The following is a 12,272-nucleotide window of genomic DNA, read 5'->3' as shown; positions in this document are numbered from 1 at the left end:
AGATGTTAAATCTGGCGTTGCTGAATACAAATATGAATTCAAGATTTCCCAATTGCTATAAGCCAAGTATGCTGAGCTTTGTAACATCAAGCGAAAAGTTGATTCATATTTAGAATCAGCAACGCCGAAAAATCAAAGTGATTGTCGCCCGTGCGTCCAGCAAAACTACAATACCGCAACCGGACAACAGCAAAAAACCTGCGCTTTCTGTGTGGGTGATTGCAAAAATCCGGTTTTTGATGCTGATGCGAGACGGTGAGGTGAAACCGCAAGCAGCAGCAAACAGCAAAAAAAATATCGGCTTGTTACCGGATCAAACTCCCAACTTACGCCCAAAATATCGATCGACTCGGTTTTTCCCTCAAACTTCTGGGTTTAAATCCGCGATTTTTCTCAGGAAACCCGATTTTTGTGTCAGCGACTAACTCGGTAACGCAGAGGGGACAAACTCCGAAGCTCATAACCTGTAACGGATTTAACTTCCGCCAACTGCGGGTGTTCAATCAAGAGCGCCGAGTTATATAAAGTTTTATTAAAAAAGTCGCTAATTTTCCGAAGTGATCGGGAACCAGGTTATTGGTGATGAAGATTAACTTAACTTCTGACGAACGTCACTTGTTTTTAGCCAGTAACTATCTATACTAGCTATATAAACAAAGAAGTACAACGCACTTTTCGGGTCTTCAACCTGTTACATCAGAAAGTTCTTAGCGTTTTCCTGAATCTTGCTAAAAGAAGTGGGGCCGCCAAAGTTCGCTCTCTCCAACAGCAAAAAGTCAGGAAAGTTAGTAAAGAAACAAAAAGCGGTGATGCTTCGTCCTAACAAAGCGGGCATCATAATTATAAATAACCGCTAAGCGTAGCATCTTTTCACCCGGAGCAACTGAGAAAATCACTATGCCAGCCACCTCTTTTTACGCTGAAGCTGAATTCGACGAACAACTGCGAGTAAATCCCTTGCAAAATGTAGATGTGTTGGATGAAGATGCTGAAGAAGCAGGGGACGAACTCATCGACCAACGCGCTGCAGAGGCTGAAGATGCAGACGCAGCATCCAAATTGCAAAAAAATGCCAGCCGCCGCACGACAGATTTAGTGCGCCTGTACTTACAAGAAATCGGTCGGGTTCGTCTCTTGGGTAGAGACGAAGAAGTGTCAGAAGCTCAAAAAGTCCAGCGCTATATCAAACTGCTGGAATTGCGTAATACCGTAGCCTCCCAGGAAGAAGGGCTAATTGGGCGCTTCGTGCAGTTAATCGAGGTGCGCGATCGCCTGTCTGCACAGTTGGGACACAAACCTTCGCTGGAACGCTGGGCACTAACTGCGGGTGTCGGCGACGTGCCCGAACTGAAGCGAATTATGTCCGAAGGCAAGCGCCAGTGGGCAGAATTAGCAGAGATGTCGGTGGAGGCGATCGAAAAAATTCAAGCAGAAGGCATCGAAGCGAAAGACCACATGATTAAGGCGAACCTGCGCCTGGTGGTTTCGGTGGCGAAAAAATATCAAAATCGCGGTTTAGAATTGCTGGATTTAATACAAGAAGGTACTCTCGGACTGGAGCGAGCAGTCGAAAAGTTCGACCCGATGCGGGGCTATCGGTTTAGCACTTATGCCTACTGGTGGATTCGGCAGGGAATTACGCGGGCGATAGCTACTCAAAGCCGCACCATCCGCCTCCCCGTCCACATCACCGAAAAACTTAACAAAATCAAGAAGGCCCAGCGCAAAATTTCTCAAGAAAAAGGTCGGACAGCGACGATCGAAGATATCGCGATCGAGCTGGAAATGACACCATCCCAAGTCCGAGAAGTTTTGCTGCGAGTCCCGCGCTCTGTTTCTCTGGAAACTAAAGTGGGCAACGAAAAAGATACAGAATTGGGCGACTTGCTCGAAACCGACAGCATCTCCCCAGAAGAAATGCTGATGCGAGAAGCTCTGCACCGCGACTTGCAGCAACTTTTGGCAGATTTGACCAGCCGCGAACGAGATGTAATTTTGATGCGCTTTGGTTTGGGCGACGGACACCCCTACTCGCTGGCAGAAATCGGTCGCGCTCTGGACTTGTCCCGCGAGCGAGTCCGCCAAATTGAAGCTAAGGCTTTGCAAAAACTCCGTCAACCGAAGCGCCGCAACCGCGTCCGCGACTATCTGGAGTCTCTCAATTAAATTAGTGGGCGTGCATTTACTTTCAGTCCCTGGATCTAGATAGAAGGCAGAAGTTATGATTATTTGCTTCTAAACTTTCCCTGTCCTCTGTCTAGGGGTTTCTGACCTGTTGGCGATCGAAAAATATCAAAAACTCAATTTTTTCCTCAACCTTTTTTCAATAAGCTCCGATATTTGCAAAATAGCTCGATCGTTGTGTATGATTGTCAATAGGCAGACTTTCTTGAGAGGGTCACGATGGCACTTTACACCGCGTCTTCATTTAAATCCGAACTCAATGACAAAGGGTGGCGGATGACTCCCCAACGGGAAACCATCTTGCACGTGTTTCAGAACCTCCCCAAAGGCAATCACCTGAGTGCCGAGGATTTGTACACTTTGTTAAAAAATCGCGGAGAAAACATTAGCTTGTCTACCATTTACCGAACTTTAAAGTTAATGGCAAGGATGAGCCTTCTCCGGGAACTCGAACTAGCAGAAGGTCACAAACACTATGAAATAAACCAGCCTTATCCGCACCACCACCACCACTTAGTCTGCGTTCAGTGCAACAGAACGATCGAGTTTAACAACGATTCGATTTTAAAAATTGGCATGAAACAATCTGAAAAGTCTGGATTGCACTTGCTAGACTGCCAGCTAACTATTCATACGGTTTGCCACGAAGCTTTGCGGATGGGATGGCCGTCTTTGGTTTCGAGCAATTGGTCTTGTCCGAAGTCGATCGCCCAGAACACCAGCAACGCTTTGGATTCAATCGAGTGAAGCTACACTATTTTCGCGTTTGAAGTACAGATTGTTACAATAATTAACAAAAAACCCCGGCGCAAGTGCGATCGCACTTGCGCCGAAGCCTAGTTTTTTGCTGAAACGGCAGCACCGACAGCTTCAGTCTCGGCTCCAAATACTCGATCGAGTCGGGGTTTTTGCCCAGACTCTCGATCGCCCTCTGAACTGTCGGACACTACTGCCGAGCATTACCCCGCTGCAGACCCGCGACGACTTGCCGGACAGGCGCCGCCGCCTGAGTGTTAGCGTGCCGCAAAGCCGATCGAGTGCTGCGATCGACCCTTCCAGTGCCGAACAGCCCTCTATCTTTCTGAAACCGGATCAAAGCTATCTGAGTTGGTCGATCGAACCAACCGTGAATCTGGCTCCTGTAATAACCCAATTCTTGCAGCCGCCGCTGCACAAGTTCAACATCTTGACCTGTGGCACCCAACTCCAGAAAATCTCCGGTATTACTCTGCTCGTAATTTTCCCCAGGATATAAAGTAGTTTGAGCTGCCCTCATCCTGGCATCTATCGCCACCAAAGTAGCAGTGTCAGCGCAGCCGTCAGAAACCAGATTGTAATCTTGCTGAAAACGAGTCACAGCGTAGAGAGTGCGTTCCCGAAACTTGCCGTCAATGTCGCCTTCAAAATAGCCCAAAGCTTTTAACTGCCGCTGGATCAAATCTACCGTCGCGCCTCTGTCCCCAAACCGCAGCCCCTTGCAACCGCCATTTCCCGAAATATTCCCCGGAAGCTTAGCGGGGGGAATCGGGCTGGTAGAGCCAAACAGCAAAGCTAAAGTTTGCCTGTCTGCAACTCCTGTCACCCGCAGCCGATTGATTCGCTGGAAGTGTCTCACCGCATTGAGAGTAACTCGGCTAAAATTCCCTGTGGGATGCGCGCTGAAGTAGCCTAGCTGCTGCAACCTGCGCTGGAGAGCCGAAACATCTGCGCCCGTGTCTCCGTAACGCAGCTCGGTATAGTTTGTATAAATAGTTTGAAAAGGTCGATCGTCAGCAGCTAAACTGTTGAGGGCGATCGCCGTAGCTCGATCGGGTCTTCCAGTCAGAGACAGTCCGTAATCTCGTTGAAAGTCTGTCAGAGCTCGTTGAGTAACAGGGCCGAGTTGACCGGTGGAAGTTCTGTTGAAATATCCCAGATCCCGCAACCTATCTTGAACCGATCGCACATTGGGATTTCCCGGATCTATTTGAGCTAATGCCGAACCGGCAGCGCTCAAAACCGACAGCATTAAAATCAGAGACAGCAAGCGGATGTAAGTCTGGCTAGATAAGTGCCGGCATTTTATGCCTGCAAAAATTTGAGGTGAAGCTGGTGCTTCCGAAACCAGGGCAAGTTCGATGTAGGCGAGGGATTCCATAATTTTATCAAAAAACTGGGTTTAAAACCCCGTTCTAAAAGGACGGCTTTTCTCAAGCTCAAGTTTAACCGATCCAACAAAGGCAGAGATCGTTCTGTAAATCTTTGTAAAATCTCCAGTGCTTTTACTTCACAACTTCTAGCATAGAAAGATTGTCTCGGAGGTCGAATTCATGCTGGTTTTTCAAGTTTATTGCCTGCGGAAAGCGAGAATAATTTAATGCTGTCGGTGAAGAAATAAAGACAGTATAGTTCAGCGGCAACAAAGCACTTAGCCTGGGGACGCAACGCGAAAAAGTCAACCAGTTTAACCTCAACAAATATAGTACCATCTTAGCTAAACAATTCCGGTTTGGCGAATTCAACAGCAGCGGCCGACAGTGCGTTGCAGATCGATCGATCGCGGTTTGCAATTTCCCAATTCTACTCTACGAAAACTGCAAGCAGAAAGTTCCTGACAAAAAAGGATGAAACTTGCGATCGCTTAGGAAGAAATGACTGCTACTGATGTCGAAGCAATTCTCGATCGGCAAATCATCTCAAATCCGGGTAACATATCCCCTTTACGGTCGAACCGGGAAGACGCAAAAAGCGCCAATAGAAAAGGAAACAGAAGAATCAGAAGATAAAGGGATAGCAAACTCGGATTTGGTATCGATCGCGTGAATCAAAAATCCCCGCACCTTTAGCCCTCGCAGCGTCAATTAATTAACCGTAAAAGACTGCGCTAAAAAAGTATTCGCTTTCTCCTGTTCCATTCTAAGGATCGAAAACTTAATAACTTAAACACCTCCTACACTCTTCTCTCCTGTAAGTTGCTTTCCTCAAAGGAGGCAGAGCCTCCGGATCTGCATTACCAGGCTCTTCCTGGTAACGAGCAATCGCTTAAGTTATTAAATTTTCATTCCTAAGTTCGATCGCACCGACAAGTAATATCGTTTCCGCTTGCATCGGAATAATACAATCGAGTCAACAGTTAACACTCAACAGTCAGCAGCCAACAGCCAACAGCCAACAGCCAGCAGTCAGTAGGGGCGGTGGATGGTGCGGGCCCGCCCTTCTTAACAGCCAACAGCCAACAGCCAACAGCCAACAGCCAACAGCCAACAGTCAACAGCCAACAGTCAACAGTCAACAGCAACCACTTTCTAAGAAGTGAAACAGCAAACACGAACGAATTGCGGTGTTTTAGGCGATCGAATTTCAGCGCGGCCTGCAAACAGGCAAAGCTGGCCTCAATCGCTGCAGAACTTGAGCCGTTGAATTGTACCCTACAAGCATTACTTGGCCTCGATCGTCCATCACCCAACCTCGAGCGGGGATGACTTCTGTTGAAGAATGTCCGCCAACAAACCCATCGCCCGTGCCACCCGCCGGCAATCTCTCCGCTAAATCCGTTACCGCATTCGTTCTCGAACTCCCGACTGCACTCGGTTCCACCCAATGAAACTGGCTATAATCGCTGCTGAGCACATCATTAGGAGAGGGCGGTACTCCTCCTTTACCAGTAATACTAAACTCATTCTCTTGGCCTTGTATGCAGGGATTGGCGGCAATTAAAGTCGTTGAATCGACAACATTTTGGGGTAATTCTACCAATCCTTGTGCCGGATTCACACCCGAAATACTAAACGTTACAGCCCCTTGCAAATCCGGGCCCGCCTGTTGAGAAATAGCGGCGATATCGCTATCAGGAATTAAAGAAGTTGGATTCACTTGTAACGTGGCAAATTCAGCGTCGGTTAATCCTAAACGGCTTCTAGCTTGTTCCCGATTAACGCTCGTAAAACCAAAGATATTCGGTACATTGACTGTAACTTGTCCGCCCATAGCTGTCCGAGCATTAGCAGTGATATCATTATTTTCTTTGGGGACAGTAGCGAGAATCTTGCTATTGATTCTGATATTTCCGCCGTCAGAAACACCTGCATCGGTAGTAATTCTGCTATTGCGCCGCAACTGGATGGATTGCGCTTGGATGTTGATATTTGCCCCAGTACCGGATACTGTTGTACCGTCAATGCTGGCTTGATTATCTAGGGCGATCGAGTTGGCTACAACATTAATATTGCCAGCCCTTCCCGTTCCTAAAGACTGAACATTCACCGTTGCCCCATCCCGGACAATTAATTGATTAACATTCAGATTCAACGAGCCCGCATTCCCCGTAGCGTTGGGATTGACAAGACTAAACGCCTTACCAGCCGAAGCCTCAATTCCACTCCTCAACCGACCGTTACTCCCAATACCTTGCACTTCTGTGCGATCGGCATTAATTGTAATATCTCCCGCATCTGCTGCACTCAAAGAAGCCGCAGAAATATTCCCCCCATTCCGCACAGTGAGCATAGGCGTTGAGAGGTTGATATCTCCACCCCGGCCAGAGCTTGTAGTTTGAGTGCCAAGATTACTCGCCACGTAGCCCGCATTCCCCAAAACTGCTGACACACCGGTCACTTCTATCGATTCGGAAGCTCTGATAGTTAAAGTTCCTCCTGGCCCCCCACTGGTAGAAAACACATTTTCACCAATAATCGCACCCGTCGATAAAGCAATTGCCGCTCCCTCAGAAACAGTCAGTCGCTTAGTGTCGATCGTAATATCCCCAGATTTCCCATTCCCATCAAAAGAGTTAGTGCCGAGGACAGTTTGCGCCGTACTTCCAGGCAGAATCCCCGACAATTCTACAGATTCATTCGCTTTAATTGCGATATTCCCCGATGCTCCATCGCTGCGGCTGATAGTGACGAGATTGGAGCCATCGCGCATGATTAACCGTTGAGCCTCAACACTTATGCTTCCGGCAGAGCCAATACTTCCGCGATTTGTGCCGCTGCTGAGCGCTGAACTGACCAGTTCCACGGTGTTAGCGCGGATATTCAGATTTCCGCTATTTCCAGCACTAAAAGTGACTGTACCGCCCAGTACCCCATCGCGCAGCAGCAGCCGTCCGGTATCAATGTTAATCTCTCCGGCGGCTCCGCTGCCAGCAGTACCAGCACTCAGAACAATTTGCGGGTCAAAAGGGTTGAACGCTCCAGAGGCTAGATATTGGCTGTAAATCCGCTGATAGCCTTCAATTCCCAGCCCGCTCATTTCTACGGAGTCAGTAGCACGGATGTTGAAATCGCTCCCGTTCCCCTCTCCCAGTGTCGCGGTGAGAATTTGCGACCCTTTATCTACTCGCAAGTTTTGGGCATTGATGTCAATACTTCTGCCATCAATATTTCCCAGTGTCAATCCATAAATTCCCGAATTGCTGACGGTGACGTTTGAACCTCTGATGTCAATTTTTCCACCTCCTAATCCGCTAGTATTTATCAACGCACCGTTCATTTCAATATTGCCGAAATTCTGAATATTGCTGTAGTTTAAATTCAGACCTAAAGCTGTTGGTTCAAATTGCACTAAACCGGGAATTTTTACACTTCCCAGAAGAATTTGTCCGCTATAAGCTGTTAAATTGCCGCCGTTTAGTTGAATTTCACCTCCAATTAATCCTAAAGTTTGAGCGGGGTCTACTGCTAAACCGAGTTTGTTAGAAACAGGAATTTCTATGGGTAGTGGCGGTAAGGTTGGTGTGGGGCCGATTGCTTGGGAAGTGTTGACAATTGTGCCTGGATTTTCTCTAAATCTCAAACCCACAGGAATATTAATTGCTAATAATGGCACGGTACTGGAGTTGGCGCTGCTGAATTCAAACCCGTTATTAAACACAATGCTATCAGCACTTGAGCCGATAAATGACCCGCGCAAATCTAATCGAGCATTCGGGCCGAAGATAATTCCTTGCGGATTTAGAAAAAATAAGTTGGCGTTTCCTTGTACTCCTAATGGTCCTAAAATATTGGAAGGATTGCCACCTGTGACGCGGGTAAAAATGTTGGCAATGCCGTTAGGGTTGGTAAAATATGCTCCTCTGCCTTCACCGATGTTGAATTCGCGGAAACTGTGAAAAAGATTAACACCGCGAGTTGCACCGCCTTCTATGCGATCGGATGGTAGGTTATTGATGGTGTCGGATACTGGGCGGGAGTTTTCTGTTCCCAGAGTGCGATCGGGGATGATTTGAGCGATCGCGCCAGTGGGAAATAGCCACAATAAAGCAAACAATAGAGTGGCAGAGAAGGGGGGCATAGTTGAACTTTTCCAGATAGCAGTTGAGTAACAGTATAAGCAGCTATTGGCAGGTTTGCCCGCCCTTACAGGCAGAGCTGTTTCATTCTTCAAAAAAACGAGGATGAGGTAGGGGTAATACCAAGAATGCCTACCCCTCACCGACAATCGAATTGGCGTTTGAGGCCAATCGGGCCGGCACGGGGGCACGGCCCCTACAAAGAATGAAACAGCCCGCCCTTACTGGAATTACGGTCAATTTGTTTGTTAAAAAATCAGTGGCTGGCGGTTAAATTAAGCCGAACCGATCGCAAATCAAAGCTACTCCCGCCGCAAAAACAGTAATTGCCAAAGCTACCAGCGGGTTTTGTCCTCTGCTGACTGCAAAAGAGGTAACAACTCCAGCTCCTAATGCCGCAGTTACAGCAGCAGTCGCCAAATCTCGATCGGGACGTTTGTCGTACATATTTTTTATTTTTGGTAGCTGTTAAGCTGAAAAATTACTTCTTGGGATCAAAGCTATCACTCTTGCTCCTGCTGCGGTGACTCGCCCCTCAGTTTTGCAACTAAGCTTAAACTTTTGCTAATTTTCTTAACATATTCTCATCGATAAGATAATTTTTACTTATGAATTTTTTAGTTTCTCTGTGCCATTTTTGGTGGAGAAACCTTTTCGCCGCTGGGATTTGATGTCAAATTCAGGATGTTGTAGGGGCGATCGCACTTACAGTCTCAGCGTCTGAGACTGCCATCCCAAATAGTGCAAATAAATTTAATACCATTTTTCTTTCATATGTGGTACTACCCCCCCCACTCCCCCCCGAAATAAGGGGGGGTTGGGGGGGTAATATCTAGCGCTACTTTATGAAATTGGTATAACTTGACTTCTTGCGCTCGATGTGTATGTAGCTATTTGAGACAAGATACAGGAAAAACCCGGCGTTGGCGAACAACCTGTACGCTGCGATGCTTCCCTGTCCCGATCGTGAGATAAGTATATTTTTTGTCTGAGTTCTAAGCCCAGGCGCATCTAAATTTTACAGTCAAGTTTGATGAAATTGTTGTGGGGTGTGCCGCCCGCCAGAAAAACACAGCGCCAGATGCGGGATAACTTATTCGCCCTCAACTTTTTCGGTATTGCCGCCCTTAACCCAACCTTCGCGATCACCATCCTCAATCCGAATTCGCTGCCACTCTTTGTCCGGGGAATCTTCCAAAACCACGACTTTTTCCTTGAAACCAACACCGCCAATGCGGTTCGAGTCTCGGCTGCCGCTGTCCCGGAGAATTAAGCCGATCGGCTGAGTTACTACAGCTCGGTAAGCTCCCGGTTCTAAGGGTTTCGGAGACTGCTCATCGCTAGATGTAGAAACAGGGCTAGCTTGCGCTGTTGACTTGGGTTTTGCGCCGGCAACCTGAACTGCTGTTTTGTCGTTGGAAAACATCGGTTTTTCGGGCACAGTAGTTAGCTTAGCGGCAAAGTAAAGTGCAGCCGCCACGCTAGCGCCTGCCATGAGGACGATCGCTAGCAGAAAACCCACTAAAAACTTGAAAACGCTATATACACTGTTCATTGCTGACTGTTGACTGTTGACTGTTGACTGTTGACTGCTGACTGTTGACTGTTGACTGTTGACTTGCTACTGGTTTCGATCGACTATCCCTGAATCCGGCGGCTCAAACTGCCGTATCTAGAAGCAAGGCGAGCTTTCCCAGCAGCAGCCCAATCTTGCAAAAATTGGATTTGTTCTTGAGCCGTTCTGGCTAAGGGCACCATCTGACTAGCTGATTCTAAAATATCATCTGTGGTAAAGTCTCGATTTTGACTAAAGCCGATGTGCATTGCTTCAATCAAAGTTTGCTCGATTTCGGCACCCGAAAAATCGGGAGTTTCGTAAGCCAAGCGCTCTAAATCATAATTTTTGATACTGTGCGATCGCAACCGCAACAAATGTACCTCAAAAATCGCCCGCCGTTCCTCCTGGCTGGGTAAACCCACAAAAAATATTTCGTCAAACCTGCCTTTTCTGAGCATTTCCGGCGGCAAAGACTGGATGTTGTTGGCCGTGGCGACTACAAAAACCGGTGAAGTTTTTTCGGCCAGCCAAGTAATAAAAGTCCCGAACACGCGGCTGGTTGTCCCGGAATCGCCTTTACCATCCAATCCTGCAAAGCCTTTATCAATCTCGTCAATCCACAGCACGCAAGGGGCCAAGGCTTCCGCTAGCTGAATCATTTGTCTGGTGCGCGATTCCGATTCGCCGACTAATCCGGCAAATAAGCGCCCGACATCCAATCGCAGCAAGGGTAAATGCCAGTGGTGGGCGATCGCCTTTGCAGTTAAGGATTTGCCTGTTCCTTGAATTCCGACTAACAACAAGCCTCTGGGATGCGGCAAACCGTATTGGCGGGCTCGTTCGGAAAAAGCACCGCCGCGCCGCAGCAGCCATTCTTTGAGATTGTCCAAACCGCCGATATCCGAGATGTTTTCGCGGGCCGGGTAAAAATCGAGAATTTGAGTTTGGCGGATGGTTTGGCGCTTTTCTTCTAAAATCAGTTCCGCGTCGTCTGGGTGCAGTTCGCCTCTGGTGGCGATCGCCTTTGCCAAAACTCGCCGGATTCGTTCGATCGACAGACCTTGACAGGAGCGCACCGTTTCGTCCAGCAAACGCCCTTCTATGGCTTGTCCGGTAGCCCCTAACAGTCTTTCCACCTCAATTTTGATTTCCGCAGCAGCAGGCAGGGGAAACTCCAAAACTGTGATTACTTCGCTGAGGTCTTCGGGGATCGAAGTTATGGGAGAGACGATGACAATATTTTTGGGCATCGATTTGAGGAGTCTCGCCAAATTCCGCAGCTTGCGGGAAATCGAAACATCTTCCAAAAACCGCTGAAAGTCTCTCAAAATAAAGATCGCCGGCGCTGATGCCGGCAATTTTTCGAGAAATTCTAAAGCTTGCAGCGGGTTGCGCTTGCCAAAACCGGCATCGTTGGGATTGCCTTGGTAGCCGTCAACAAAATCCCAGATGTAGACGGCGCGAGCACCCTGTTTTTTGGCGCATTGGGCGATCGCCACTTCGACGCGCTCTTCTTCCCGTGTGGGAATATAAATTAGGGGGTAGCGCGATCGTAGCAGCAGTTCAAACTCGTCGCTAAAAATAGTCATTAGTTATTTGTTATTTGTTATTTGTTATTTGTTATTTGTTATTTGTTATTTGTTATATCCTGTCCGGTAGATTGACCTCTCTAAAATTGGAGTTGTGTGGACTTTAGAATGGAAAATAATTCGGACTAAATTTCACACTGCGAACCGTTTTTGTTATTGTAATCGACCGGGTACGATCTCATTAGTCATTGGTGGCTAGCTGGTGTTGTTTTTTTGGCACTCGTTATTCCACAGTTACTGGTTAGCTATGAAAGCATTTGTTTCGGAGAGTAAAAATATTTTTTGTTTGAGTGCGATCTAGGACGATCGCACTCGCGCGTAAAAGCAAAACTCAAATACTTCATTAGCTAATGACTCTTGACTATTAACTATTGCCAACTGCCAACTGCTTTCCTGCCAACTGCTTTCCTGTCAACTGCTTTCCTGTCAACTGACTAAGGCAATTGCCGCTTAAGCGCTGCCAGAGATGCCCAGCGACTGTCAGATAATGTTTGTGAGCTTTCTGTCTCTGCACCATCATCATTTAAATCTATTCCCGGACAGTCACTATCGCATAGCTGTTTGTGCGGCAGTTCCAAACACATTTGCTGGTACACCCAGTCACTCGGAGAAAAATAGCCTGCAGGCGACAAATTTTCCACCAAATCTTCTAAATCAACTTCAAATTCTC

The 12,272-nt window shown here is 47.5% G+C and carries 11 protein-coding genes; 4 read left to right on the top strand and 7 right to left on the bottom strand.

Annotated features, from left to right (window positions below; translation table 11 throughout):
• Positions 1-137 precede the first annotated feature (137 nt).
• The 3 genes from WBA89_RS05585 (at position 138) to WBA89_RS05575 (ending at position 2,931) form a co-directional block, all read left to right on the top strand.
• A complete protein-coding gene (locus WBA89_RS05585; protein WP_424404551.1) occupies positions 138-425 on the top strand; it encodes a hypothetical protein in 288 nt (95 codons plus the stop codon).
• Positions 426-897: 472 nt separating this feature from the next.
• The gene (gene sigC, locus WBA89_RS05580) at positions 898-2,166 is read left to right on the top strand and encodes an RNA polymerase sigma factor SigC (RefSeq protein ID WP_424404549.1); all 1,269 of its coding nucleotides are present in this window, start codon (positions 898-900) and stop codon (positions 2,164-2,166) included.
• 237 nt (positions 2,167-2,403) lie between these two features.
• The gene (locus WBA89_RS05575) at positions 2,404-2,931 is read left to right on the top strand and encodes a transcriptional repressor (protein ID WP_424404547.1); all 528 of its coding nucleotides are present in this window, start codon (positions 2,404-2,406) and stop codon (positions 2,929-2,931) included.
• A 199-nt stretch (positions 2,932-3,130) separates the two neighbouring features.
• On the opposite strand, the gene WBA89_RS05570 is transcribed toward WBA89_RS05575, so the two are convergent.
• Positions 3,131-4,321: a peptidoglycan-binding domain-containing protein gene (locus WBA89_RS05570; protein WP_424404545.1), complete on the bottom strand. Its 1,191-nt coding sequence runs from the start codon at positions 4,319-4,321 to the stop codon at positions 3,131-3,133.
• A gap of 506 nt (positions 4,322-4,827) precedes the next feature.
• On the opposite strand from WBA89_RS05570, the gene WBA89_RS05565 reads away from it, so the two are divergent.
• Positions 4,828-4,986 (top strand): hypothetical protein, encoded by a 159-nt coding sequence (locus tag WBA89_RS05565; protein WP_424404543.1) that lies wholly within the window; start codon positions 4,828-4,830, stop codon positions 4,984-4,986.
• A 310-nt stretch (positions 4,987-5,296) separates the two neighbouring features.
• Here the strand turns inward: WBA89_RS05565 and WBA89_RS05560 are convergent, their stop codons facing one another.
• From WBA89_RS05560 to WBA89_RS05535, 6 genes are all read right to left on the bottom strand, one after another.
• The gene (locus WBA89_RS05560) at positions 5,297-5,539 is read right to left on the bottom strand and encodes a hypothetical protein (RefSeq protein WP_424404553.1); all 243 of its coding nucleotides are present in this window, start codon (positions 5,537-5,539) and stop codon (positions 5,297-5,299) included.
• Positions 5,524-8,457, bottom strand: coding sequence for a filamentous hemagglutinin N-terminal domain-containing protein (locus WBA89_RS05555; protein ID WP_424404541.1), 2,934 nt, complete (start codon positions 8,455-8,457; stop codon positions 5,524-5,526). The genes WBA89_RS05560 and WBA89_RS05555 overlap by 16 nt, the downstream gene beginning before the upstream one ends.
• 268 nt (positions 8,458-8,725) lie before the next feature.
• On the bottom strand, positions 8,726-8,902 hold the full coding sequence (locus tag WBA89_RS05550) for a hypothetical protein (protein WP_194010918.1): 177 nt from the start codon (positions 8,900-8,902) through the stop codon (positions 8,726-8,728).
• Between the two features lie 646 nt (positions 8,903-9,548).
• The gene (locus WBA89_RS05545; protein WP_424404539.1) at positions 9,549-10,010 is read right to left on the bottom strand and encodes an SH3 domain-containing protein; all 462 of its coding nucleotides are present in this window, start codon (positions 10,008-10,010) and stop codon (positions 9,549-9,551) included.
• 83 nt (positions 10,011-10,093) lie between these two features.
• The gene (locus WBA89_RS05540) at positions 10,094-11,602 is read right to left on the bottom strand and encodes an AAA family ATPase (protein ID WP_424404537.1); all 1,509 of its coding nucleotides are present in this window, start codon (positions 11,600-11,602) and stop codon (positions 10,094-10,096) included.
• A 434-nt stretch (positions 11,603-12,036) separates the two neighbouring features.
• A partial coding sequence (locus WBA89_RS05535) for a YceD family protein (protein WP_424404535.1) occupies positions 12,037-12,272 on the bottom strand: 236 nt, incomplete at its 5' end.

It is taken from the genome of Microcoleus sp. (genome assembly GCF_049646505.1).
Lineage (GTDB): Bacteria > Cyanobacteriota > Cyanobacteriia > Cyanobacteriales > Microcoleaceae > Microcoleus.
This window is presented reverse-complemented; position numbering and strand designations above follow the sequence as displayed.